This window comes from Actinoplanes regularis (assembly GCF_900188005.1).
Classification (GTDB): Bacteria; Actinomycetota; Actinomycetes; order Mycobacteriales; family Micromonosporaceae; genus Actinoplanes; species Actinoplanes regularis.
On the sequence record NZ_FZNR01000002.1, the window covers coordinates 758,362 to 782,813 of the forward strand.

Consider the following 24,452-nt stretch of genomic DNA (forward strand, 5'->3'; position numbering starts at 1 on the left):
TTACCGTTGACCTTGGGTCTGGTTAGAGTCGCGTGGAATACCAACTGTTTCCCAGAAGCCGGGAGCACCGCCCACAGGCGTCTTCCGGCCCCGACGTCCCGGAGCGCCCGAGTGACCCAGCCCAGCCTCAGCCTGGTCGACACCGACCCGGCGGAATTGGCGGTCGACGCCATCGTCATCGGCCTGCACAGCCAGCCTGACCAGGAGGGCGTCCTGCTTCCGGCGTCCGGCGCGGAGAGCATCACCGCCGCGTTCGACGGGAAGCTGACCGCGACGCTCGCCCTGCTCGGCGCTTCGGGCGCGCCGGGTGAGGTGACCAAGCTGGCCACCCTCGGCACGATCACCGCGCCGCTGGTGATCGCGGTCGGCCTGGGCGAAGAGCCGTCCGGCTCCGCCCCGGACCTGGAGACCCTGCGCCGGGGCACCGGCGCCGCGGTCCGCGCCCTGGCCGGCAGCGCCACCGTGGCGCTGGCCCTGCCGCTGCCCGACGACGCGGACGCCCCGGTGGTGCTGCGCGCCGTGCTGGAGGGCGCGCTGCTCGGCGGGTATCGGTTCGCCGGCTACAAGACCAAGCCGCAGAAGGGTCGCCGGGAGCCGGTGACCGCGCTGCAGGTGCACGTGCCGGACGCCGGCGACGCGGCGGCCGCGGCCGAGCTGGCCCGCGCCGAGGTGGTCGGCCGCGCGGTGCGGCAGGCTCGCGACTGGGTGAACATGCCGCCGAACGTGCTGCGCCCGGCGGACTTCGCCGACCTGATCGCGGCGGCCGCCGGCGAGGCCGGCCTGGGTGTCGAGGTGCTCGACTTCGATCAGCTCAAGGCGGGTGGCTACGGCGGCATCGTGGCGGTCGGCCAGGGCTCCGAGGCGCCGCCGCGGCTGGTCAAGCTGACCTACGTGCCGGAGGGCGTCGCCGAGCCGAAGCGGGTCGCGCTGGTCGGCAAGGGCATCACGTTCGACACCGGCGGGGTGAGCATCAAGCCGACCGCCGGCATGTGGGAGATGAAGTCGGACATGGCCGGCGCCGCCGCGGTCGCCGCCACCATGCTGGCCATCGCCGCGGTCAAGCCGGGGGTCGCCGTCTCCGCCTACCTGGCGATCGCGGAGAACATGCCGTCGGGTTCGGCGTACCGGCCGGGCGACGTGATCACCATGTTCAACGGCAAGCGGGTCGAGGTGTTCAACACCGACGCCGAGGGGCGCATGGTGCTCGGCGACGCGATGGCCCGGGCCTGCCAGGACGGCACCGACTACCTGATCGAGGCGTCCACCCTGACCGGCGGCCAGGTGATCTCGCTGGGCAAGAAGATCTCCGGCCTGATGGGTTCGGACGGGGCGACCGACCTGGTCAAGGCGGCCGGTGACCTGGTCGGCGAGCCGACCTGGCGGATGCCGCTGCCGGACGACGTGCGCAAGGGCATGGAGTCGGACATCGCCGACATCTGCCAGACCAACTCGAGCCTGGACCGGGCCGGGCACATGCTGCAGGGTGGCGTGTTCCTGCGCGAGTTCGTCGAGCCGGGTGTGGAGTGGGCGCACATCGACATCGCCGGTCCGGGCTACCACTCGGGCGAGGCCACCGGGTACTGGACCAAGGGCGGGACCGGGGTGCCGATCCGCACCCTGCTGCAGGTCGTCGAGACGCTTTAGCGGCGGGCGCCGCCCGGTGCCAATCAGGCCGGGCGGCGCTTCTGACGGGCGTTGTAATCGCGCATCCGCTGCGGATATCCGAGCAACCGGACGTCATAGATGGGCAGCGAGAGTTGCAGCGCGAAACGGCGTGCGACCTCAGGCGACTGAATTCGCCGACGGGTCCATTCGCCATCATGTGCCACAAGCAACACGGTGGTTTCGGTCACCGTCGTGCGCGGCTCGACGAAGGCCTCGACGCCCTTCCTGGAGCGGACGAATTGCGTGAGATGCTCCAGATCGGCCTGATCCACCTGCCGGCCACCGGGCCCTGCGGCGCGGGGGCGACGCCGAAACCAAGCCACTTCTCCTCCTCGTCACGCGGAATCCCGCAAGGGTACGACGAGCCAACGCGTCTTGGGGCACCTGGCTGCATTGAGCGGGTCTCCAAGTGACAAGATGTCCGAGACGGGACTGTGACCGTTTCCATTGTGTGACCCACATGGCGACGACTCGACCACTGGAGTCAACGTGAGCCAGCCGAACGGCGGAACCTTCGACATCGTCATTCTCGGCGCGGGCAGCGGCGGGTACGCGGCCGCGTTACGCGCGGCCGAGCTGAACCTCTCCGTAGCGCTGATCGACAAGGCCGAGGTCGGTGGCACCTGCCTGCACCGCGGCTGCATCCCGACCAAGGCGCTGCTGCACGCGGCGGAGATCGCCGACCAGACCCGGGAGAGCGAGCAGTTCGGCATCAAGGCCGACCTGGTCGGGATCGACATGGCCGGGGTCAACGCGTACAAGGACGGCGTCGTCGGCCGTCTGTACAAGGGCCTGCAGGGCCTGCTGGGACACAACAAGAACATCACGCTGGTGCCGGGCGCCGGCCGGCTGGTCAGCCGGGACACCGTCGAGGTCGACGGGCAGCGCTACACCGGCCGCAACGTCATCCTGGCGACCGGGTCGTACTCGAAGACTCTGCCGGGCCTGGAGGTCGACGGCAAGCGGGTGATCGCCAGCGAGCACGCCCTGAAGCTGGACCGGGTGCCGAGCTCCGCGATCGTGCTGGGCGGCGGCGTGATCGGCGTCGAGTTCGCCAGCGTCTGGAAGTCGTTCGGCGCCGACGTGACCATCATCGAGGCCCTCCCCCGGCTGGTCGCCGCGGAGGACGAGGAGATCTCGAAGACCGTCGAGCGCGCCTTCCGGAAGCGGAAGATCAACTTCAAGGTCGGCAAGCCCTTCGAGAAGGTCGAGAAGACCGAGAACGGCGTCAAGGTCACCATCGCCGGCGGCGAGACCGTCGAGGCCGAGATCCTGCTGGTCGCGGTCGGCCGTGGCCCGACAACCGCGAACCTGGGGTACGAGGAGCAGGGCATCACCCTGGACCGCGGCTTCGTGATCGTCAACGAGCGCCTGCACACCGGGGTCGGCAACATCTACGCCGTCGGCGACATCGTGCCCGGCCTCCAGCTCGCGCACCGCGGCTTCCAGCAGGGCATCTTCGTGGCCGAGGAGATCGCCGGCAAGAACCCGGCGGTCATCGACGAGGCGGGCATCCCGCGCGTCACCTACTCCGACCCCGAGGTCGCCTCGGTGGGCCTGACCGAGGCCAAGGCCAAGGAGAAGTACGGCGCCGACAAGGTCACCTCGTACAACTACAACCTCGGCGGCAACGGCAAGAGCCAGATCCTCAAGACCGCGGGCTTCATCAAGCTGGTCCGTGTCGAGGACGGCCCGGTGGTCGGCGTCCACATGGTCGGCGCCCGGATGGGTGAGCTGGTCGGCGAGGCCCAGCTGATCTACAACTGGGAGGCCTTCCCGGAGGAGGTCGCTCAGCTCGTACACGCCCACCCGACGCAGAACGAGGCGCTGGGCGAGGCTTTCCTCGCGCTCGCGGGCAAGCCCCTGCACGCGCACAGCTGATTCGATCGCGAAAGCGTTAAGGAGTTTGGGGAAAAATGCCGGTATCGGTAACCATGCCGCGGCTGGGTGAGAGCGTCACCGAGGGCACCGTCACGCGCTGGCTCAAGCAGGAGGGCGAGCGCGTCGAGGTCGACGAGCCGCTCCTGGAGGTCTCCACCGACAAGGTGGACACCGAGATCCCGTCGCCGGCCGCGGGTGTGCTCACCCGCATCGTGGTCGGCGAGGACGAGACCGCCGAGGTCGGCAGCGAGCTGGCCGTCATCGCCGGGGAGGGTGAGGACGCCGGTTCGGCCGCCCCCGCCGCCGCCCCCGCGCAGCAGGCCGAGCCGGAGCCGCCGGCCCCGGTCACGCCGTCGACCGAGAAGCCGGTCGAGCAGGAGGCTCCCGCGCCGCAGGCGACCGGCGGCTCCGCCGAGGGCGTCGCGGTGAAGATGCCGGCGCTCGGCGAGAGCGTCACCGAGGGCACCGTCACCCGCTGGCTCAAGCAGGTCGGCGACGCCGTCGAGCTGGACGAGCCGCTGCTCGAGGTCTCCACCGACAAGGTGGACACCGAGATCCCGTCCCCGGTGGCCGGAACGCTGCTGGAGATCAAGGTCGCCGAGGACGAGACCGTCGAGGTCGGCGCCGCCCTGGCGATCGTCGGCTCCGCCTCGTCCGCCCCCGCCGCGGCGCCGGCTCCGGCCCCGCAGCAGCCGCAGCCCAAGGTCGAGTCCGCTCCGGCCCCGGCTCCCGCGCCGGCTCCGGCTCCGGCTCCGGTCGTCGAGTCGAAGCCCGCTCCCGCCCAGCCGGCCGCGCCGGCCGCGGAGACGGTCAAGGCGAACGGCGCCGGTGACGCCGGCTACGTGACCCCGCTGGTGCGCAAGCTCGCGGCCGAGAAGGGCGTGGACCTGTCCTCGCTGACGGGGACCGGCGTCGGAGGTCGGATCCGCAAGCAGGACGTGCTCGACGCCGCCGAGAAGGCCGCCGCGGCCAAGACCGCCCAGGCCGCTCCGGCTCCGGCCGCCGCCCCGGCGCCCGCCGCCAAGCCCGAGCCGAGTCCGCTGCGTGGCCACACCGAGAAGCTGACCCGCATCCGGGCCACCATCGCCCGCCGCATGGTCGAGTCGCTGCAGGTCTCGGCGCAGCTCACCACGGTGGTCGAGGTGGACGTCACCAAGATCGCGACGCTGCGGAACAAGGCGAAGGCCGACTTCCAGGCCAAGCACGGGGTGAAGCTCACCTTCCTGCCGTTCTTCGCCCTGGCCACGGTCGAGGCGCTGCAGCAGCACCCGGTGGTCAACTCCTCGATCGACGTCGAGGCCGGCACGGTCACCTACCACGGCTCGGAGCACCTGGGCATCGCGGTGGACGCGCCGAAGGGCCTGGTCGTCCCGGTGATCAAGGACGCCGGCGACCTGAACCTGGGCGGCCTGGCCAAGCGGATCGCGGACGTCGCGGAGCGCACCCGGAACAACAAGATCGGGCCGGACGAGCTCGGCGGCGGCACGTTCACGCTGACCAACACGGGCAGCCGGGGCGCGCTCTTCGACACGCCGATCATCAACCAGCCGCAGGTCGGCATCCTCGGTCTCGGCGCGGTCGTCAAGCGCCCGGTGATCGTGAACGACCCGGAGCTGGGCGAGATCATCGTCCCGCGTTCGATGGTCTACCTGGCGCTCAGCTACGACCACCGGATCGTGGACGGCGCGGACGCCGCCCGCTTCCTGGTGACCGTCAAGGAGCGCCTGGAGGCCGGCCACTTCGAGCCGGACCTGGGTCTCTGATCGACTGAACGAAAGCCGGGGGTGTGACACACCCCCGGCTTTCTTCGGTTTTGACTTGTCTGATCTCCGGGAAAGAATCAGATCATGCGGATCGTCATGGCCGGCGCCTCCGGCTTCCTCGGTGTCCGGCTGGCCGAGCGGCTGCGCCAGAGCGGCCACGAGATCACCCGGCTCGTCCGGAAGCCGGCCGGGGTCGGCGAGGCGACCTGGAGTCCCTCCCAAGGGCGGCTCGACCCGGCGGTGCTCGCCGGCGCCGACGCGGTGATCAACCTGGCCGGTGCGAACGTCGGCGCGCGCCGGTGGACCGCGGCCTACAAGAACGTGCTGCGGGCCAGCCGGGTGGACAGCACCGACACGATCGCCCGGACCATCGCCAAGCTGCCCGCCGGAGAGCGCCCGCGCACCCTGCTGCAATCCTCCGCGGTCGGCTGGTACGGCGACACCGGCGACCACGAGGTCACCGAGGAGGCTCCGGCCGGCAACACGTTCCTGGCCGACATCTGCCGGGTCTGGGAGGCCGCCGCCCACCCCGCCGAGGACGCCGGCACCCGGGTCGTACCGCTGCGCACCGCGCCGGTCCTGGACCGGCAGGGATCGCTTTTGAAGCCGCTGCTCCCGCTCTTCAAGCTGGGCGGCGGGGCCCGGATCGGCGGCGGACAGCAGTGGATGGCCTGGATCGCGCTCGCGGACTGGCTGGGTGCCGCCGAGTTCCTGCTGGAACGCGAGGACGTGGCCGGGCCGGTCAACCTGGTCTCCGCGGAGCAGTGCACGAACCTCGAGTTCACCCGGGCCCTGGCCCGCCGGCTGCGCCGGCCCGCGCTGCTGACCGTGCCCGGCCCGATGCTCGACCTGGTGCTGGGCGAGCTGGCCGGGGAGGCCCAGCGGAGCCAACGGGTCATTCCCAGCGTTCTTCGCAATGCCGGATTCTCGTGGACCTACCCGGACATCGGGTCCGCTCTGGGCGCCGCACTCGGACAGCAACCGGCGAGCACCCCCTGATCTTCAGCTCGCGCTGCTAACCTGCGCGTGATGTCCGTCTCCGCCCCCGCCCCCGCCGCGTCCGCCGATCCCCCCTCCGAGGAAGCCGCCAGCACACCCGGCGCCAAGCCGCGTGAATGGCCGGTCCACCTCACCGTCGCCATCGTCGCGCTCTCCTTCGCGGTGTACGTGGCCAGTGGGCTCTGGGCGGATCCGTACACGAACGTGCTCTCCGACAACGTCGGCGACCAGGCGTTCTTCGAGTGGCTGATGGGGTACGGGTACTACACCGTCACCCAGGGCGCGGACCCGTTCTTCGCCGCCCTGCTGAACGCCCCGCACGGCGTCAACCTGGCCACGAACACCTCGGTCACGGTGTACACGGTGCTGCTCACACCGCTGACCCACCTGGCCGGCCCGCAGGTCAGCTTCGTGACCGTGCTCACGCTTAACCTGGCCGGCTCCGCCTTCGCGTGGTACCTGTTCCTGCGCCGCTGGCTGGTCCACAACGCCCTCGCCGCCACGGTGGCCGGGCTGTTCTGCGGCTTCGCCCCCGGGTTCATCTCGCACGCGAACGGTCACCTCAACTGGACCTCCGGCTGGATCGTTCCGGTGGTGCTCTGGCGGGTGCTGAAGCTGCGCGAGCCGGGCCGCTGGCTGCGCAACGGCCTCATGCTCGGCGTACTGCTCGCGATCGGCTTCTCGATCGCCGCGGAGGGGCTCTTCTTCACCGCCCTGGCCAGCGGGATCTTCATGATCGTGTGGGCGCTCGCCCGGCCGGTGCGCGCCGAGGCCCGGGCGGCTCTGCCGACCGTGCTGCGCGCGCTCGGAGTGACCGCGGTGGTGGCCGGGTCACTGCTCGCATACCCGCTCTACATGCACTTCGCCGGCCCGTGGACGTTCTCCGGGACCGGGTTCAACCAGCGGCATTTCGTCGAGGACGCGGCGGCGTACCTGTCGTTCCCGAACCGTTCGCTGGCCGGACACCTCGGCTGGCACGCCGACCTGGCGCCGAACCGGACCGAGGAGACGTCGTTCTTCGGCGTGCCCCTGGTGATCCTGATGATCGTCTCGTTCGCGCTGCTCTGGCGGCGCGCGGAGCCCGGCCGGCGGGCCACCCTGCGCGCGGTCGGCCTGGTCGGCCTGATCTTCTTCCTGCTCTCGCTCGGCCCGCGGCTGAACGTGAACAAGCACGAGTACGACGTCCCGCTCCCCTACGCCGCCCTGACCCACGTCCCGCTCTTCGACTCGGCCCTGCCGCTCCGGTTCGCGCTGGGCGTCGTCGGCGTCTTCGGCGTCCTGCTCGCCCTGATCCTGGACCAGTTGCTGAGCCGGCGAGGCCCGTCCGGCGGGATGCTGAACACCGCGCTGACGGCGGCGGTCGTGGTCAGCCTGCTGCCGATCTTCCCGCTCCCGCTCCGGATCCAGTACCGCGCCGCCGAGCCGACGTTCATCGCGGACGGCACCTGGCAGAAGTACGTTCCCGAGGGCGGCACCATGTCCGCGCTGCCGTTCGCGCTCAACGTGACCGCGGACGGGCAGCGCTGGCAGGCGTACACCATGGCCCGGGGCGGGCGGCAGTTCCGCATGCCGGACGGCTACTTCCTCGGCCCGCAGACCACCGATGAGGGCGGCCGCGAGCAGCCCGGCCGGATCGGCGCGCCGCCGCGGGCGACCGACTGGCTCTTCCTGCGCGCCGCCTGGTACGGCTACATCACCAGCATGAACAACGAGGACCGCGCCCAGGCCCGCGCCGACTTCGACTACTGGGGCCTGGACGCGGTGTTCCTGCCCGGCGAGATCACCGGCTCGGACCACCAGACGCTGAACCGGGCCGCGGTCGAGGCCGTCGCCCGTGACCTGCTCGGTGAGCCCGAGGTGGTGGGCGGCGTGCTGGTGTGGCGCATCCGTCGCGGTGTGGATCCCGTCGACCGGTGAGTACCGGTGAGTACGGAGTTAGGCTGGCCGCTGTGACAACCTCCGCACTCACCGTTCTGCGCCCGGGGCTGGTCGATTACCGCGACGCCTGGGAAGAGCAGAAGCGTTTGCACGAGGCCGTGGCGACCGGCGAACAGCCGGACACGGTCCTGCTGCTGGAGCACCCCAGCGTCTTCACCGCCGGCAAGCGCACCGAACCGGCCGACCGGCCGTTCGACGGCACCCCGGTGGTCGACGTCGACCGCGGCGGCAAGATCACTTGGCACGGGCCGGGCCAGCTGGTCGGGTACCCGATCGTGCGCCTGCCCGACCCGGTCGACGTGGTCGCCTACGTCCGCCGGGTCGAGCAGCTGCTGATCGACGTCTGCGCCGAGTTCGGGGTGGCCACCGAGCGGGTCGAGGGCCGCAGCGGCGCCTGGGTCCGGGCCACCGACGGCGGCCTGGACCGCAAGATCGCCCAGATCGGGATCCGGGTGGCGCGCGGCGTGACCCTGCACGGCTTCGCCCTCAACTGCGACTGCGACCTGACGGCCTTCGACCGGTTCGTGCCGTGCGGCATCCGGGACGCCGGGGTCACCTCGCTCAGCGCCGAGCTGGGCCGGCCGGTGACCGTGGCCGAGGTGCTGCCGGTCGTCGAGCGGCACCTCACGACGCTTCTCTGACCCGGAAGACGACAGTGCCGCCGTGCCTGGAACACGCCAGGTATTCCCCGGCGGCGACGCAGCCGAACGGCAGGACGCCGGGCAGGCTTCCGTACACCTGACCGGTACGCAGGTCGGTGACCTGCGTACCGGTGTCACCGTCCTGGCGCAGCATCAGGCCGCCGGCCACCATGCCCCGGCCCAGCCTGCGGACCACCCGCCCGGTCGCCGGATCGAGGAGTACGTTCCGTCCGTCCAGGGCTCGGACCACCGCGCCGGCGTAGAACATCCGGTCCGGTGAGCTCCAGCGCGTCGTCCCGGTGACCGGGTCCAGCGCGCTGATACCTCGCCGGCCCACCACGCAGACCAGGTCGCCGCAGGTGGTGGCGTCGGACGGCATGAGCACGCTGCCCGGGGCGGGCCAGGCCGGGGTCAGGCCGGGCAGGTGAAACGCGGTCACGGTGGCGGTGCCGAAGACGTACACCCGATCGCCGACCAGCCTGATCGACGTCCGTAGATCAATGGATTCGTCGTCCAGCCTCCGCCTCGCCAGCGGCCGGCCGTCCAGGGCGGAACGCACCTGGACGTTCCCGCCACCGTCCAGCGTCAGCAGGTAACGCCCGGTCGCGTCCAGCAACGCATCGGACGCGTCGCCCGGCCGGGTCCAGAGGATCCGGCCGGTCTCCACGTCGGCCAGCTCCAGCCTGCCGGAGCCCGCATCGTCGGAGCCGGCCAGCAGCACCCGGTTGCCGACGACGCGCGGGCTCGCCCAACTCGGCGCCGACCAGCGCTCCCGGCCGGTGCCGGCGTCCAGGACCGTCGAGCTCACGTCGTCGCTGATCGTCAGCACCGATCCCGACCTGGTCAGCAGCAGATCGTTCATCGTGTTCAGCGACAGCTGGACCGACCAGGACGGGCCGCCCGGCGCCAGCGGCCGGGCCACCAACTCGACCTCCTCGTCCACGCTGTGGTGCACGGTGTAGAGCGCCTCCGGGGTGAGCAGGACCGCCACCACTCCCCGCCCACCCGTGTTCGTGACCTCCGGGAACACCCGTGGGCGGGGTGGGGCGGCCGCCGCGCCGAGCAGGGACAGAGCGACCGCGACGACCGCGATCCGCAGCTTGCGCCAAGGGACCCGAAGGGGCCGCTCGGCCCCCGGTGGCGGAGCCGCGTCAAGATCGATCATCACCGCTCAAACCTACGGCGTGACCCGGCGCGGGTCGCGTGGAAAGGCCATCGCCTCCCGGACGTTGGCCGCGCCGGTCAGCCGGGCCACCAGGCGCTCCAGGCCGATCGCCCAGCCGCCGTGCGGTGGCATGCCGTACCGGAAAGCGTCCAGATAGCCCTGGTAGGCCGCCGGCGGCTCGCCCGCCGCGCGCAGCGCGGCGACATAGTCGGCGTGCCGGTGCAGCCGCTGCCCGCCGGTGACGATCTCCAAACCGCGAAAGAGCAGGTCGAACCCGTTGGAGTACGCCGGGTCGGCCGGGTCCGGGTGGGTGTAGAACGGTCGTTTGCGCATCGGGTAGCCGGTCACGAAGACGAACTCCGAGCCGTGCTCCCGCAGCGCCCACTCGCCCAGCGCCCGCTCGTGCGCCGGAGCCAGGTCGGGCTCGTCCGCCGGCGCCCCGGCGATCCGCAGCGCCGCGGTGAAGTGCACCGCCGGAATCTCGACCGGCACCTCCGGCGTCGCGGTCCCGGTCCGCTCGGTGACCTCGCCGAACATCCCGGCGATGGTCCGGGTCAGCGCTGCCATCACGTCACGGTGGTCCGCGATGAAGCCCATCTCGGCGTCGAGCGACGTGTACTGCGTCAGGTGCCGCGCGGTGTCGCTGTTCTCCGCGCGGAACACCGGCCCGACCTCGAAGACCCGCTCGAAGACGCCGACCATCATCTGCTTGTAGAACTGTGGCGACTGGGCCAGATAGGCGGGCCGGCCGAAATAGTCCAGTTCGAAGACGTTCGCACCTGATTCGGTCGCCGACTCGACGATCTTCGGGGTGTGGATCTCGACGAACCGCTGCGTCTCCAGCGCCTTGCGGAAACCGGCCGTCGCGGCCGCGGAGATCCGCAGCGCGGCCCGGCGGGCCGGATGGCGCAGGGCGAGCGCGGCGTGGTCCAACTGGGCGGGAAGGGCCGCGGTCAGCGCGGGCCGATGCAGTTCGAACGGCAGCGGTACGCCGACAGCGGAGTGCACGTGGATCTCCTCCGCGCCGGTCAGCTCCACCCCGTTCGGGGCCTGGCTGTTCGGGGTGACCGTGGCGATGACGGAGACCACGCTCTCCTCGGTGAGGGTCGCCACCTGGGCCGGTTCGGTGATCACGACCTGCGCCAGACCGGCGGCGTCACGGACGATCAGGAACGTCACCGACTTCAGCCGGCGTACGCGGTGGATCCAGCCTTCGACCCGGACCTTCTCGTACGGATGAGCGGCCAGTTCGGTGGAGAGGATGCGTTGCATGGCGGGTTACCTCCTCGGGTGCTGCAACGCGGCCCCAGGGAGGTGCGGGCGAGCGGGATCCTCGCGGTACCACCGCACCTTCGCGCCCCGCTGCTCGCGGGACGCCTCTTGCACTGCTCGGCTCGGGGGTGTCTTCGTGCTCCGGCGCTCGGGCCACCATCACAGCTGCCGGTGGCTCTCTCGACCGGCGGATCGGAGCGTTACTCGGTCCCGTCACTGCCGTGGTGCGGAAGGCTAATCCGGTCTTCGATGCCTGTTCAAGCCGTTTTCCACACCGCATTCGAGGTGGCGTGACGGCGGTCACAGGGAAGGTCACGTGAGCCTCGTCGCCCACACGCCGCGACCGGTCCTCTCCGGCGTATCTTCTGGGTTGTGACTATTGCTCCCGAGGGCCGCCGCATGCTGCGCATCGAGGCGCGCAACGCCGAAACTCCCATCGAGCGGAAGCCGCCGTGGATCAAAGTCAAGGCGAAGATGGGCCCTGAGTACACCCAGATGCGCGGTCTGGTGCAGAAGGAGGGCCTGCACACGGTCTGCCAGGAGGCGGGCTGCCCGAACATCTACGAGTGCTGGGAAGACCGCGAGGCCACCTTCCTCATCGGTGGCGACCAGTGCACCCGCCGCTGTGACTTCTGCCAGATCGACACCGGCAAGCCGGCCGAGTTCGACGCCGACGAGCCGCGCCGGGTCGGCGAGTCCGTCGCCACCATGGGCTTGAAGTACGCCACGATCACCGGCGTCGCCCGCGACGACCTGCCCGACGGCGGCGCCTGGCTCTACGCCGAGACCGTCCGCCAGATCCACAAGCTGCAGCCCGGCTGCGGCGTCGAGCTGCTGATCCCGGACTTCAACGCCGAGCCCGAGCAGCTCGCCGAGGTCTTCGGCGCCAAGCCCGAGGTGCTCGCGCACAACGTCGAGACCGTCCCGCGGATCTTCAAGCGGATCCGTCCCGGTTTCCGTTACGAGCGCTCCCTCGACGTGATCACCCAGGCCCGGGCCGCCAACCTGGTCACCAAGAGCAACCTGATCCTCGGCATGGGCGAGGAGCGCGCGGAGATCTCCGCCGCCCTGCGCGACCTGCACGCGGCCGGCTGCGAGCTGATCACCATCACGCAGTACCTGCGTCCGACGCCGCGCCACCACCCGGTCGAGCGCTGGGTGAAGCCGGAGGAGTTCGTCGAGCTCCGTGAGGAGGCCGAGGCGATCGGGTTCGCCGGGGTGATGAGCGGGCCGCTGGTCCGGTCGTCGTACCGGGCGGGTCGCCTCTACCGTCAGGCTCTCGAAGCCCGCGGCTGACCCTGCCGCATCGTTCTCGCCCGGCCCCGGTTTCTCACCGGGGCCGGCGTCTTTCCAGCCACCGGCACCGCGCCCCAGCGCTCCGGAAACCTGGTCCGGAGACGGTGAGGGCCCGCAACCGGTGGTCCAGGATCATGCGAGCCTGGAGTGGTTGCGGGCCTTCCGAAGGGTCACCTCTTGCCCTTCTTGCCTTTCTTGCTCTTCTTCGCTTTGCCCTTGCCGTCACGTTCCCGGCAGAACTCGGCAAGGCGACGATCGGACTCCGCCTCGGCGGCGGCTGTTTCGGGGAAGACCACCGGGTACATCAGCTTGGCCAGGAGCAGGATGATCGGTCCCAGCCAGGCCCACCAGGGGATGTCACCCTCCGGCCCGAACAGCGCCTCGACCATACGATTGGCCACGTCCACGGCGCCGTCCATCATCGGCCCCCGAGGGACGAACGGAACTTGTCGTGCATGACGGCTCCCTAAACTGTCGGTCGACCAGCCATATCGGGCACCCGCCAGGCGGGATTAGCCTTCGCCCCGCCCGCCTGCGTCCGCCCACGCCAGAGCCGGGAAATTTGCCCCCACCCGGCAACTCTCCGCACCCACCCGGCAACTAAGGGGACCAAGGCGGCATGCCGTAGCGGTCGACGCGATCAGCCGCCGAGAAGACTGGAACGGCACACGACAGCGGCCAACTTGGCCCGCCGACGAGGAGGCCGACACGGCATGCCACCGCGGCCAACGTGCTCCGATGCCGAGAAGGCCGGAACGGCATGCCACCGCGCTCGACACGATCAATCGCCGAGAAGGCGGGACGGCGGGCCACAGCGAGCGGCGCGGTCAGTCGTCGAGGAGGCCGAGGCGGCGTGCCACGGCGGCGGCCTCGACCCGGTTGGTGACCTCCAGCTTCGCGATGATGCGGGAGACGTGGACGCTGGCCGTCTTCGGCGAGATGAACAGGCGGTGGGCGATCTGGCCGTTGCTCTGGCCCTCGGCGACCAGCCGCAACACCTCGTGTTCCCGGGCGGTCAGCACCTCGGTCGCCGGGCCGGCGACGGCCGGGCGGACCCCGAGCCGGCGGGCCAGCACCTCGGCGGCCTCGAGCAGCGGGGCGGCGCCCAGCCCGGTGGCGATCGTGGTGACCTCGGCCAGCGCCGAGGCAGCGGCAGGCCGGTCGGCGGCGTTCGCCTCGGCGGCCCGGAGCAGCACCGAGGCCAGCTCGAACGGTTGGCTGTCGACTCGCCAGGCGGCGACCGCCGCGTTCCACCGGTCGGCGCCACCATCGAGCTCGGCCTCGACCTGGGCCGCGGCGGCCAATTCGGCCGGGTAGCGCCGGGGCAGCCGCTGGGCGGCCCACCGGATCCGCTCCACCAGCCGCTCCACGTCAGCAGGGGTGGCGCCGTCGGAGGCGGAGTCACCGGCTGAACGCGAGGGCCCGGCCCACGCCGGGTCACCCGGCGAAGCCAAGCCCGGCCCGGCCTCCCGATGGACCGAGCCCGGCCCCGCCTCCCGGTGAACCGAGCCTCGCCCCGCCTCCCGATGGAAGGTGGCGGCGCGGGCCGCGGCCGTCAGCAGCTGCCAGGCGTAACGCGGCCGATCGAGCAGGACCGGCTCGTGCACCGCGGCACGGGCCGCCGACAGCACGGCGGCACCGTCGTGAGCGGAGAGCGCCGCGAGGATGCGCAGCTCGAGCATCCAGAGCTTCTTCTCCGGCGGCACATACGGTTTACCGAGCATGCTCACCAGGCGGGTGATCAGATGTCCCGCCCCGGGGTGGCCACGGAACAGGCGCAGCCTGGCCCGCAGTCGCAACCACGGCACGGCCACCAGACCGGGCGGATCCTGGCGGGCGGCCTCGGCCAGCAGCGCGTCGGCCTCGTCCCAGCGGCCCAGGGCAAGCAGCGCCTCGGCCTGGTTGGACAGCAGGTAGACCCCGGTCGTGCGGGAGACGCCGTAGCGAACCGCGTGCGGGACCCCCTCGGCGGCCGCCGTCGCCGACTCCGCGTAGCGGCCCAGCTCGAACAGGACATCGGAGACGTTGATCAGGCCGCGGGTCAGCGCCCGTTCGTCGCCGGCGGCGCGGGCCTCGGCGACCGCGGCCCGCAGAATCGGCAGCCCCTCGGCGGCGGGCACCCGGCCGGCGCAGACCTGGCCCTTGGTGAGTTCCGCGGCGATCTGGGCGGCGGCGTCGCCGTGCTGATCGGCGGAGGCCCGGAGCTGCTCCCAGATCCGCTCGACCTCGTCCCCGTCCGACTTGGCGAACAGGTAGGCCACGTCGCCGAGGAGCCCGGCCCGGACGCGATCGTCCGGGGCGCCGGTCAGCAACCGGTACGCCTCCTTGGCCTCGGCGAAACCGTCGCTCTTGCCGGCGAGGCGCACCAGCTTGGCCCGGCGCACCAGCAGCCGGGCGGCGCGCACCGGCTCGGCCCCGGTGTCCAGGTCGGCGAGCGCGGCCCGGGTCAGGCTGAGCGCCCGCTGCAGCTCACCGGAGTCGATCGCGACCAGCGCGGTCTCCTCGAGCAGGTCGAGATGGCGGACCCCGAGCAGCTCCGTGGCTTCGGGCACCTGCTCCCAGAGCTCCAGGGCACGGTCGAGCAGGCGGGCCTGCTCCGCGTAGGCGAAACGCCGCCGGGCCTCGTCGGCCGCCTGTTTGGCGGTGACCAGGGCCCGCGGATGGTTCTTCGCGGCGTGCCAGTGGTGGGCGATCTCGGCCGGCGCCCGGCCGGGCGGCACCAGCTGCGGGTCGGTCTCGATCGCTTCCGCGTAGCGGGCGTGCAGGCGGGTGTGCTCGCCGGGCAGCAGGTCGTCGTGGACCGCCTCGCGGACCAGGGCGTGCCGGAACTCGTAGCCCCCGTCGGGGTCGAAGACGATCAGCTGGGCGGCGACGACCACGCGCAGCGCGGACTCGCACGTGATCTCGTCCACGCCGGCGACCCGGGCGATCAGGTCGTGCCCGAGCCGGGTGCCGCCGACCGCGGCGACCCGCAGCATCCGCTGGGCCGCCTCGGGCAGCAGGTCGACCCGGGAGAGCAGCAGGTCGCGCAGGGTCTCCGGAAGGTCCGCGCAGGCCGGGTCGGCGGTGGCGGCGAGTTGCTCGATGAAGAACGGGACGCCCTGCGCGCGGCTGCTGACCGCGTCAACGGTCTGCGGCTCGGGCTCGGCGCCGAGCAGGTGACCGAGCAGCTCGGCGGTGCCCTCCCGGTCGAGGCGGTCGAGCTCCAGGCGCCGCACGCCGCGGACCCGCTCCAGCTCGGCCACGAACGGGCGCAGCGGGTGGCCGCGGTGCAGCTCGTCGGTGCGGTAGGTGGCCAGCAACAGCATCCGTGGGGCACGGGACGAGCGGATCAGGAAGCCGATCAGGTCACGGGTGGAGCGGTCGGCCCAGTGCAGGTCCTCCAGGATCAGCACCAGCGGCCGCTGCGCACAGAGCCGGGCGAAGAGCGCGCCGACCAGCTCGAAGAGCAGGCCACGATGGGCCTCGCCGAACTCGGAGGGCGGGCCGAGCTCGGGCATCAGCCGGGCGAAGTCGGCCTCCCGTCCGTCGAGGACCTCGCGCCCCTCACGGCGGACCAACTCGCGCAGCGCGGCCGCGAACGGCGCGAAGGGCAGACCCTCCTCACCCAGCTCCAGGCATTGACCGGTGAGCACCCGGACCGGCTCGCCGGCAAGCGCCCGGGTGAACTCCTCGACGAGCCGGGTCTTGCCGACCCCGGCCTCGCCCCCGACCAGCATCGCGGCCGGCTCGTCGGACCGCACCCGGCGCAGCGCGTCGTGCAGCGCGGCCAGGTCGGCATCGCGGCCGACGAGGATCTCGCTGTGACCGGTCACCGTCATGAGGCCGAGCATGCCATGCCGGTCCGACAGGAAATTCAAGCCGATCATGCCGTACGCGACCGCGGCGCCGGCCACCGTACGAGGAGCCGGCGGCGGGGCCGGCCGTCGAGGACCTCCCGGGCACGCCGGTACTCCTCGGCCTCCCGTTGCAGCTCCCCGGCGCGCTGACGGGTCAGTTCGAAATAGATCTCGGGAGTCATCTCTCCGCGCTCCTCAGGCCGATGTCTTTCTCGCTGACATCGACTCTTCGCGCGAAGGCGGCCCCGGGACATGGGGACGACGCCCGATATCCCACTGCCCCGGGCCCCTTACGACGGCCGACGCGGGTGCCCGGGACGCCGTAAGGTACCTGAGGCTGACTACACTTTCCGGCTATGGCAAAGCCCCAGGAGAAGGTGTCGTTCGTCGAGCGCCTGAAGCAGATCGGCCAGGTGTTCAGTTTCACCGCGAAACAGGACAAGTGGTTCCTACCACTGGTCATCGCGGCGGTGCTGATCCCGGTCGCACTGACCGTGCTCGCCGTGCTCCTGGGCTTCGGCCTGATCTGGATCCCGGTCGGCGTGCTGGTCACCCTGCTCGCCGTCCTGATCGTGCTGAACCTGCGCTCCAACGCGGCGATGATGAACGTGGCCGAGGGCCAGCCCGGAGCCGCCGCCTCCCTGATGGAGAACATGCGTGGTGACTGGCGGGTCCGCCCGGCGGCCAGCTCGACCACCCAGTTCGACATGGTGCACGTGGTGATCGGCCGGCCCGGCGTGATCCTGCTCGGCGAGGGCAACCAGCAGCGGGTCAAGGGGCTGCTGAGCCAGGAGCGCAAGCGCCTGTCGAAGGTGATCGGCAACGCGCCGCTCTACGACTACGTGATCGGCACCGAGGAGGGTCAGCTCCCGGTCCGCAAGCTGCGCACCACGATGCTGCGGCTGCCCCGCAACCTCACCGGCAAGGACGTCAACGCGCTGGACACGCGACTGTCCGCGCTGATGGCCCGCCCGCAGATGCCGAAGGGCGCGATCCCGAAGAACATGCGGCCGGGCGGCAAGGGCGCGTTCCGGCAGCAGCGCCCGCGCTGATCTCCAGCGCCGCACCCCCGGTGCCCCACCCCCGTCACCGGGCCGCGAACTGAAGACGGAGGCGAGATGCCAACCGCTGGGCCTTACCGCCTGCAGCGCCGGCTGTCGAGCTGCGAGGTCGGCGACGTCTGGTCGGCTGCCGACGCGCGGGGGCTGCCGCTGACGGTCGCCCGGCTCAACGAGTTGGCCTCGGCCGACGACCGGTGGCGGAGCGCCTTCGCGGCGGCCTCCGAGGCGCTCGGCCAGTCCGAAAGTGATCGGCTGCCGATCGTGGACTCCGACCACGCCAGCAACCGCCCCTGGGTGGCGTGCTCCGGCACGGGCGCCGGCGCGGCGGAGATCTTCACGGCCCTCGGCCAACAACTGCAACCGGTCGCCGCGGAGCACGGTCCGCCCGCCGCCGACGACGCGACGGTCGGGCGGGACCTCGATTTCGTACGTCCGGAGCCCGACCCGCCGACCGTGCCGTTCCAGCCGGTCGCGCGCCCGATCTCCGCGCAGCCCGTGTCGGCCGCCGCCGGACAGCCGGTGTCCGCCTATCCGGGCTCCCCGCAACCGGTCTCGGGGCGGCCGGTCTCCGGGGACCCGAGCTCCGGCCTGCCCGCTTTCGGTGACCCGATCTCGGCGGCACCGATCTCGGCGGCTCCCCCGCCGTACGGGAGAATCGGCGACGGACCGCGGCCGGACCGCCTCCTGCTGCTGATCGTCGCCCTGGTCTCCCTGCTCCTCGGCGCCGCGGCCGGCGCGGGTCTGGTCGCCGCCACCGCCGGCGATGATCCGAAACCGTCACCCAGCACCGCACCGGTCACCTACACCGACGCGCAACTGCTGCTGCCGGCCACCCCGCCCGCCCGGCCCGGCCTGCTTCCCGATCCGGACGACTGGCCCAAGAACACCTGGCCGACGTTCGAGGGCCAGAGCACCGGCGTCCAGGACGTGACCGATCTCGACGGTGTCGGCTTCGACTTCAAGGTGCCGGACGGCTGGAAGTGCACCCTGGCCGCGAAGGCCGAGGCCGCGGTGCACTATCGCTGCGGGGTGTTCGACGGCGAGACCGTCGAGGCCGGCGGCGACCTGATCGTCCGTACCTGCGTGGCGGTCTGCGACGACGCCGCCCGGCAAGCCCTGCGCAAGCGCGAGGAGGCCTGGGGTCTACGGTGGACCGGCGGGACCTCGCTGCAGTCCTGGGTCGAGACCGACGCTGTCGAGGGCAAGCCGGTCTACGGCGTGGTCTACGTCGGATTCTGGCGCTCCACTCCGGAGGAGGTGCTGAATCGGGAGGTCGTCCTCCGGATGACCGCGCCGGCCGCCGCGGCGAACGACGTGAAGAAAGTGGCCTACACCATCCGCGATCACACGTACACGCAATAAGGAGCCCCCCGTGGTCAGCACCCTGGCGGTCCCCGGCAGCTATCCGACGATCCGTGACGCGCTCGAGGTGGCGCCGGACGGTGCGGTCATCACCGTCGCTCCCGGCACGTACCAGGAGCGGATCGAGCTGACCGGGCGACGGCTCACCGTGCGGGGCACCGGCGAGGAGGGCACGGTCGTGGTGGACGCGGCCGGGCTGGAGGGGCCGGCGCTGGCCGTCCTCGGTGGCGAGGTGACCGTCGAGGGGCTCGACCTGACCTCCGGGGACTATCCCGCGATCGCGGCCACCGGCGCCCGGCTGACCATCCGCAAATGCCGCCTCTCCGCCGGTTACGGTGCCGGCCTGCAGGCCACCGACATGTCCACGGTCGAGGCCACCGAGGTGCGCGTGCTGCGCGGGCAGAACGGCCTGGTCTTCTCCGACGCCGGCGGCACGGTCGACGCCTGCGAGGTCCACGGGGTGAACGACGACGGCATCATCGTCCGGCTCGGCGCCGACCCGGCCATCCGCAACACCACCGTCACCGGGTGCGGCTACCGCGGGGTCTACGTCTACCAGTCCGGCCGCCCCGTCATCGAGCGCTGCGACGTCTCCGGCACCGGCGACGCGGGCATCGTGATCGCGAACAGCAGCGCGCCGACGGTGCGCGAGACCTGGGTGCACCAGACCGCGGGCTCCGGCATCGTGGTCGGCGCCGGCTGCACCGCGGTCATCGAGCAGTGCCGGGTGGAGGGCACCGCCGAGCCGAAGGTCAGCGTCGACCCGCGCGCGCAGGCCACCGTGACGCTCTCCGAGGGCGGCCCGGCACCACGCGCCGGGATCACCGAGGCCACCGGTGGTCAGGACGCCGTCGAGGTCGACCGGCTGCTCACCGAGCTCGACTCGATGATCGGCCTGGCCGGGGTGAAGAACGAGGTCCGGGCCCTGATCGACGAGATCCAGGTGAACGAGTGGCGGCGCAGCGCGGGGCTGTCGGTCGGCGCGGCCAGCCACCACCTGATCTTCACCGGCGCTCCCGGCACCGGCAAGACGACCGTGGCCCGGATCTACGGCCAGTTGCTCAAGGCACTCGGCGTGCTGCCCAACGGCCGGTTCCGCGAGGTCTCCCGGCGCGACCTGGTCGGTCAGTACATCGGACACACCGCGGAGAAGACCACCTCGGTCTTCGAGGAGGCGATGGGCGGCGTTCTCTTCATCGACGAGGCGTACACGCTGTCCCGGGCCGGTGGCGCCAGCGCCGACTTCGGCCAGGAGGCGATCGACACCCTGGTCAAGCTGATGGAGGACCACCGCGACCAGGTCGCCGTGATCGTCGCCGGCTACACGCGGGAGATGCTCGACTTCCTGGACGCCAACTCGGGCCTCGCCTCCCGGTTCGCCAAGACCCTGGAATTCGAGAACTACGGGCCGGACGAGCTGGTGATGATCGCGACCCGGATCGCCAAGAACGACGACTACGCGTTCGCGCCCGGGCTCAGCGAGGCGCTGCACGAGCACTTCTCCCAGATCGAGCGGGACCGGAACTTCGGCAACGCGCGTGAGGCCCGCAAGCTGCTGGAAGGGATGCGGAAGGTGCAGTCCGGGCGGCTGCGGTCCCTGGGCCGGATGCCCAGCCGGGACGATCTGACCACATTGGTCCTCGACGATCTGCTGGCGGCGATCCGCTGACGGTGCCACCGCCGGGGCAGCGTCGGCACATAGAATGAGCTCACTACGGGGCGAGCGGGGAGGCTGCGGTGAATCCAGGTGACAGCTACCCGGGGCAGGCGTACGGCGCCGCCGTGCCGCCCTCCGCTCCCCCGCCGAACGTCAGCGCGCCGGCCCAGGCGCACGCCACCGCCGCCGCCACTCCCCTGCGCCGGGCGAACACCGGAGCCCGGGGCAGCGTCCCGGTGCCGACCTCCGGCCTGCCGCAACCCACCGGAGCACCACAGCCGACCGCGACGCCGACGAGCCCGGCCGATACCGCGGTCGACGCCGGGGTCCGGGCGATCCCACGCCGCGGCCAGGTCGGCCCGCTGAGCCTCACCCAGATCGTGATCGCCGAGCTGGCGGTGCTGGCCACCGTCGCGGCCGCGATCCAGGGGCCGCTCCCCGCGCTGGTCACCGGCGTGCTCGGGCTGACCCTGATCGTGATCTTCTTCGCCCGGCAGCGGGGGCGCTGGTGGCTGGAGCACCGCCAGGTCGCCCGGAGCCACGCGCGGCGCCGCGCCGCCGCGCTGGAGACCGGCGCCGGGCCGGTGCTGGCCGCGCTCCGCACGATCGCCCCCGGCCTGGCCGTCCGGGACCTGACCGCGCAGGACGGCGCCCACGCCGGAGTGGCCAGGGACGAGGCCGGCTGGTTCAGTGTGGTGGCGCTGACGCCCACCGCCCCGGTGCACCACGACGCCGCACCGATCCCGTTGGACGCGCTGGTCAGCGTGCTGGCCGCGACCGAGCAGCCGGGCGTGGTGCTGGAGCTGGTCACGCACACCGTGCCGGCGCCGAGCCCGGATGTGCACGCGTCGTCGCCGGCCGGGTCGTCGTACCGGCAGCTGGTCGAGTCGCTCAGCCCGGCGCCGGTCCCGGCACACCGGGAGTCCACGATCAGTGTCCGGGTGGACGCCCGGATCCTGGCCGAGGCGCTGCACGACCACACCGCCGACCTGGAGGCGGCGGCCACCCTGGTGGCCGGCCTGGGCCGGAAGGTGGCGACCAGCCTGCGCCGGATCGGCATCGGCTGCCGCCTGCTGGACGCCGAGGAGTTGCTGGCCGTGCTCGCCCGCTCCTGCGACGTCGAGGTGGGCTCGCTGGCCGAGGGCTCCCAGGTCGACGAGGAGTGGACACACTGGCGGTCGGCCCGGCTGGTGCACCGGACGTACTGGGTGAAGACCTGGCCGACGTCGGCCGGCGAGATCGGGTCGCTCTTCGCCTGGGCCGCCACCGCCCCGGCCGCGCAGACCAGCGTGGCGCTGGTGCTGAACGCCGCGGCGGACGGTGACGACGTGGCGGTGCGGGCCTTCATCCGGCTGGCCACCCGGCCCGACGCCGATCTCGGGGCCCTGGACCGGGTGCTGGTCGAGGGGGTCAGGCGGGTCGGCGCGGAGCTTCAGCCGCTGGAGGGGGAGCACGGGCCGGCCGCCTATGCGACGGCGCCGACGGGAGGTGGGGCGGGATGACCCAGCCGGATCGGGAGGGCTCCTGGCGGCCGTACCCGTCGCAGCCGGACCCGGACTCCCCGGACGACCAGCAGCAGCCGCAGCAACAGTTGCCGCCCCCGCCGGCGGTTCATCCGCCGAACGTGGTTGCCCGAGCGCAGGTACGCCCGCCACAGGCGCCGCTACCTCCCCCGCCGCAGTTCCCGCCCGCACAGGCCCAGTTCCCACCCGCACAGGCCCCGTTCCCGCCCGCGCAGGCCCAGTTCCCGCCGGTCAACGGTCCGTTCCCGCCCGGCCAGGGGCAGTTGGCGCCGCCGCCGGGACAGGCCATGGCACCGGTCCAGCCGGCGCAGGCGGTCCAGCCTGTCCAGGCCCCAGCGGTGCAGCTCCAGCAGGAGCAGCAGGGCACGACCGACGCGACGGGACGCCGGCTGGCCGCACCGCAGCTGACGTCCGCGCCGCTGGCCGGGCCGCAGGGCCGGGCCTTGGCCGCGGCCCAGGCGGCGCACGGGTGGGAGGACGACTTCCCGCCGGACGAACCCGGGGACGAGGACGACGAGGCCCGCACCGGCCCCTCCGGCAAGGTCTCGCCGCTGCACATCGGCTGGCACGCGATCTCGCGGAAGACGCTGCGCCGGGTCACCGTCGCGCCGTCCGCCGGCGCCGGGCTGGTCCTCGGCCGCGACCGTCAGCACGCGCCGGTGCCACTGCACCTGTTCGCGCCCGAGCCGGTGCGGATCGCCCTGGTCGGCGGAGTGTGGGCGGCCCAGTTGCTGATCTTCCGGGCGTTCGCGCTGGGTGCCCGGGTGGTCGTGGTGACCACCGAGCCGCGCGCCTGGGCCGGGTTCGGCGAGCGCGCCACCGGCCAGTACAACCGGCTCACCGTCCACAGCAGCGACCAGGGCGAGGCGCCGAGCGGCAGCGCGCAGATGCCCACCCTGGTGGTGTACGACCTGGGCATGACCGGCCCGGCCACCACCCCGCCGCTCGGCCCGTGGCGCACCCAGCTGACCATCCTGCGCCAGCTTGACCGCCCCGGCCTGGCCGCGTTGCAGGATGTCCAGCTGACCCTGCTCCAGCGCCTCGGTGGCGACGAGGCCGCCCTGGCCGCGTCGGCGCTCAAGCTGCGCCCGCACAGCAGCCAGTTCCTCCAGTTCATGGCGGACGACATGCTGGCCCTGATCGGCGAGGGCACCGACCGTTACCTGTTCCTCGCCCAGACCCAGACCGAGCAGCAGTTCGTCGGCCTCCCTCGCCGCTGACCGGACCGCGCACGGCACCGCTGTCGAGACCGATGATCCATTCGGTCGGGCATCCGGCGGCGGCAAGTAGGCGATGGCCACCATGCCATCCGCTGGCGTCCGGCTCGGCCGGCCAGGGCCTCAGCGACCCCGGCGACGACGAATTGCCGCTTGACACTCGGTAGGACGATCATCCTAAGATCCATCTAGGATGATCGTCCTACCGGCTTGAGGTCGCACAAGAAGGGGTGTCGCGGAAGATGGCACGAAGCGAGACCCGGGCGCAGATCGTCGCGGCGGCCGATCGGCTCATCTACGAGCGAGGTTTCGAGCACACCTCGTTCACGACGATCGCCGAGGCTGTCGGGCTCTCCCGGGGCAACTTCTACTACCACTTCAAGACCAAGGACGAGATCCTGGCCGCGGTGATCGATTCCCGGATCGAGACCACCCGCGGAATGCTGCGATGCTGGGAGGACGAGGCTGCTGAGCCTGCCGAGCGGATCCGCCGATTCATCCGAATCGTGGAGACCAACGGCGCGGACATCCGTGACTTCGGTTGCCCGGTCGGCACCCTGACCGCGGAGTTAGCCAAGCTGCATCACCCGTCGCGGCCAGAAGCCGCCGCCCTGTTCACACTTTTTCGTGACTGGCTCGGCACGCAGTTCACCGCGCTCGGCCACGCGGCAGAAGCCGACGCGATGGCCCTGCACGTGCTGGCTTTCAGCCAGGGCATCGCCACGCTGGCCAACGCTTTCGGCAACGAGGACTTCGTCCGCCGCGAGGTGGAGCGTTTGGAAGCCTGGCTGGCCGACTGCACCAGCAAATCAGCCCGCTCCTAGCCCCAGAGAGGGATCGCATGTTCATCGTGTTGCTCCGGTTCGCCGAGAACAAGGCCGCCGCCGGCGAACATCTGCCCGGCCACCAGCGGTGGATCGAACAGGGCCTGGATGATCAGGTGTTCTTGCTGGCCGGCGGCATTCAGCCGGGGCTCGGGGGCGTGCTGCTGGCGCACAACATGTCGCTGTCGCAGGTCCAGGAGCGGGTGGCGGCAGACCCGTTCGTCGCCCATCGGGTCGTTGACGCCGAGATCCTTCAGATCGCGCCGGGCATGGCCGACCCACGGCTGAACTTCCTGGTACCGGCACGGTAGGACCGTTCAGCGGCCGCACTGCCTGCATCTGGCGTCGT

Annotated in this window: 20 protein-coding genes; 14 read left to right on the forward strand and 6 right to left on the reverse strand. The window is 71.8% G+C overall.

The window, feature by feature from the left end:
* Window positions 1-111 precede the first annotated feature (111 nt).
* Window positions 112-1,644 carry a leucyl aminopeptidase gene (locus tag CHC09_RS08570; protein ID WP_089292422.1) on the forward strand — a complete coding sequence of 511 codons (1,533 nt, stop codon included), beginning with the start codon at window positions 112-114 and terminating at the stop codon, window positions 1,642-1,644.
* 23 nt (window positions 1,645-1,667) lie between these two features.
* Here the strand turns inward: CHC09_RS08570 and CHC09_RS08575 are convergent, their stop codons facing one another.
* A complete protein-coding gene (locus tag CHC09_RS08575; RefSeq protein ID WP_089292423.1) occupies window positions 1,668-1,988 on the reverse strand; it encodes a hypothetical protein in 321 nt (106 codons plus the stop codon).
* Window positions 1,989-2,154: 166 nt separating this feature from the next.
* Here CHC09_RS08575 and lpdA point away from each other — a divergent pair, with 166 nt between their 5' ends.
* The 5 genes from lpdA to lipB all read left to right on the forward strand — a co-directional run bounded on the left by lpdA (window position 2,155) and on the right by lipB (window position 8,887).
* Window positions 2,155-3,546 (forward strand): dihydrolipoyl dehydrogenase, encoded by a 1,392-nt coding sequence (gene lpdA / locus CHC09_RS08580; protein WP_089292424.1) that lies wholly within the window; start codon window positions 2,155-2,157, stop codon window positions 3,544-3,546.
* Window positions 3,547-3,581: 35 nt separating this feature from the next.
* A complete protein-coding gene (sucB, locus tag CHC09_RS08585; RefSeq protein ID WP_089292425.1) occupies window positions 3,582-5,309 on the forward strand; it encodes a 2-oxoglutarate dehydrogenase, E2 component, dihydrolipoamide succinyltransferase in 1,728 nt (575 codons plus the stop codon).
* An 84-nt stretch (window positions 5,310-5,393) separates the two neighbouring features.
* Window positions 5,394-6,308: a TIGR01777 family oxidoreductase gene (locus tag CHC09_RS08590; RefSeq protein WP_089292426.1), complete on the forward strand. Its 915-nt coding sequence runs from the start codon at window positions 5,394-5,396 to the stop codon at window positions 6,306-6,308.
* A 30-nt stretch (window positions 6,309-6,338) separates the two neighbouring features.
* Window positions 6,339-8,225 carry a DUF6311 domain-containing protein gene (locus tag CHC09_RS08595; RefSeq protein WP_089292427.1) on the forward strand — a complete coding sequence of 629 codons (1,887 nt, stop codon included), beginning with the start codon at window positions 6,339-6,341 and terminating at the stop codon, window positions 8,223-8,225.
* Between the two features lie 32 nt (window positions 8,226-8,257).
* A complete protein-coding gene (lipB, locus tag CHC09_RS08600) occupies window positions 8,258-8,887 on the forward strand; it encodes a lipoyl(octanoyl) transferase LipB (RefSeq protein WP_089292428.1) in 630 nt (209 codons plus the stop codon).
* Here lipB and CHC09_RS08605 read toward each other — a convergent pair.
* Window positions 8,871-10,052: an outer membrane protein assembly factor BamB family protein gene (locus CHC09_RS08605; RefSeq protein WP_089292429.1), complete on the reverse strand. Its 1,182-nt coding sequence runs from the start codon at window positions 10,050-10,052 to the stop codon at window positions 8,871-8,873. The two genes, lipB and CHC09_RS08605, sit on opposite strands and share 17 nt — an antisense overlap.
* Before the next feature lie 12 nt (window positions 10,053-10,064).
* Complete coding sequence (aspS, locus tag CHC09_RS08610; RefSeq protein ID WP_089292430.1) at window positions 10,065-11,324, reverse strand: aspartate--tRNA(Asn) ligase; 1,260 nt, start codon at window positions 11,322-11,324, stop codon at window positions 10,065-10,067.
* Between the two features lie 360 nt (window positions 11,325-11,684).
* On the opposite strand from aspS, the gene lipA reads away from it, so the two are divergent.
* Window positions 11,685-12,620: a lipoyl synthase gene (lipA, locus tag CHC09_RS08615; RefSeq protein WP_373871887.1), complete on the forward strand. Its 936-nt coding sequence runs from the start codon at window positions 11,685-11,687 to the stop codon at window positions 12,618-12,620.
* A 170-nt stretch (window positions 12,621-12,790) separates the two neighbouring features.
* Here the strand turns inward: lipA and CHC09_RS08620 are convergent, their stop codons facing one another.
* From CHC09_RS08620 to CHC09_RS46155, 3 genes are all read right to left on the reverse strand, one after another.
* On the reverse strand, window positions 12,791-13,039 hold the full coding sequence (locus CHC09_RS08620; RefSeq protein ID WP_203833051.1) for a hypothetical protein: 249 nt from the start codon (window positions 13,037-13,039) through the stop codon (window positions 12,791-12,793).
* Window positions 13,040-13,447: 408 nt separating this feature from the next.
* Window positions 13,448-16,441: a helix-turn-helix transcriptional regulator gene (locus tag CHC09_RS08625; RefSeq protein WP_239138148.1), complete on the reverse strand. Its 2,994-nt coding sequence runs from the start codon at window positions 16,439-16,441 to the stop codon at window positions 13,448-13,450.
* A 44-nt stretch (window positions 16,442-16,485) separates the two neighbouring features.
* Window positions 16,486-16,641 (reverse strand): hypothetical protein, encoded by a 156-nt coding sequence (locus tag CHC09_RS46155; RefSeq protein WP_179276980.1) that lies wholly within the window; start codon window positions 16,639-16,641, stop codon window positions 16,486-16,488.
* A gap of 174 nt (window positions 16,642-16,815) precedes the next feature.
* Here CHC09_RS46155 and CHC09_RS08630 point away from each other — a divergent pair, with 174 nt between their 5' ends.
* The 7 genes from CHC09_RS08630 to CHC09_RS08660 all read left to right on the forward strand — a co-directional run bounded on the left by CHC09_RS08630 (window position 16,816) and on the right by CHC09_RS08660 (window position 24,414).
* Window positions 16,816-17,511: a DUF4191 domain-containing protein gene (locus tag CHC09_RS08630; RefSeq protein WP_089292433.1), complete on the forward strand. Its 696-nt coding sequence runs from the start codon at window positions 16,816-16,818 to the stop codon at window positions 17,509-17,511.
* 66 nt (window positions 17,512-17,577) lie between these two features.
* Window positions 17,578-18,882, forward strand: a complete 1,305-nt coding sequence (locus CHC09_RS08635; RefSeq protein ID WP_089292434.1) for a hypothetical protein — start codon at window positions 17,578-17,580, stop codon at window positions 18,880-18,882.
* A 10-nt stretch (window positions 18,883-18,892) separates the two neighbouring features.
* On the forward strand, window positions 18,893-20,551 hold the full coding sequence (locus CHC09_RS08640; RefSeq protein ID WP_089292435.1) for a right-handed parallel beta-helix repeat-containing protein: 1,659 nt from the start codon (window positions 18,893-18,895) through the stop codon (window positions 20,549-20,551).
* Window positions 20,552-20,619: 68 nt separating this feature from the next.
* Entirely contained in the window at window positions 20,620-22,041 is a 1,422-nt protein-coding gene (locus tag CHC09_RS08645) for a type VII secretion protein EccE (protein WP_089292436.1), read from the forward strand.
* On the forward strand, window positions 22,038-23,282 hold the full coding sequence (locus CHC09_RS47440) for a hypothetical protein (RefSeq protein WP_239138147.1): 1,245 nt from the start codon (window positions 22,038-22,040) through the stop codon (window positions 23,280-23,282). Before CHC09_RS08645 ends, CHC09_RS47440 begins: the two co-directional genes overlap by 4 nt.
* Before the next feature lie 239 nt (window positions 23,283-23,521).
* Window positions 23,522-24,103, forward strand: a complete 582-nt coding sequence (locus CHC09_RS08655) for a TetR/AcrR family transcriptional regulator (protein ID WP_089292659.1) — start codon at window positions 23,522-23,524, stop codon at window positions 24,101-24,103.
* Window positions 24,104-24,120: 17 nt separating this feature from the next.
* Window positions 24,121-24,414 carry a YciI family protein gene (locus CHC09_RS08660; RefSeq protein ID WP_089292437.1) on the forward strand — a complete coding sequence of 98 codons (294 nt, stop codon included), beginning with the start codon at window positions 24,121-24,123 and terminating at the stop codon, window positions 24,412-24,414.
* Window positions 24,415-24,452: the final 38 nt, after the last annotated feature.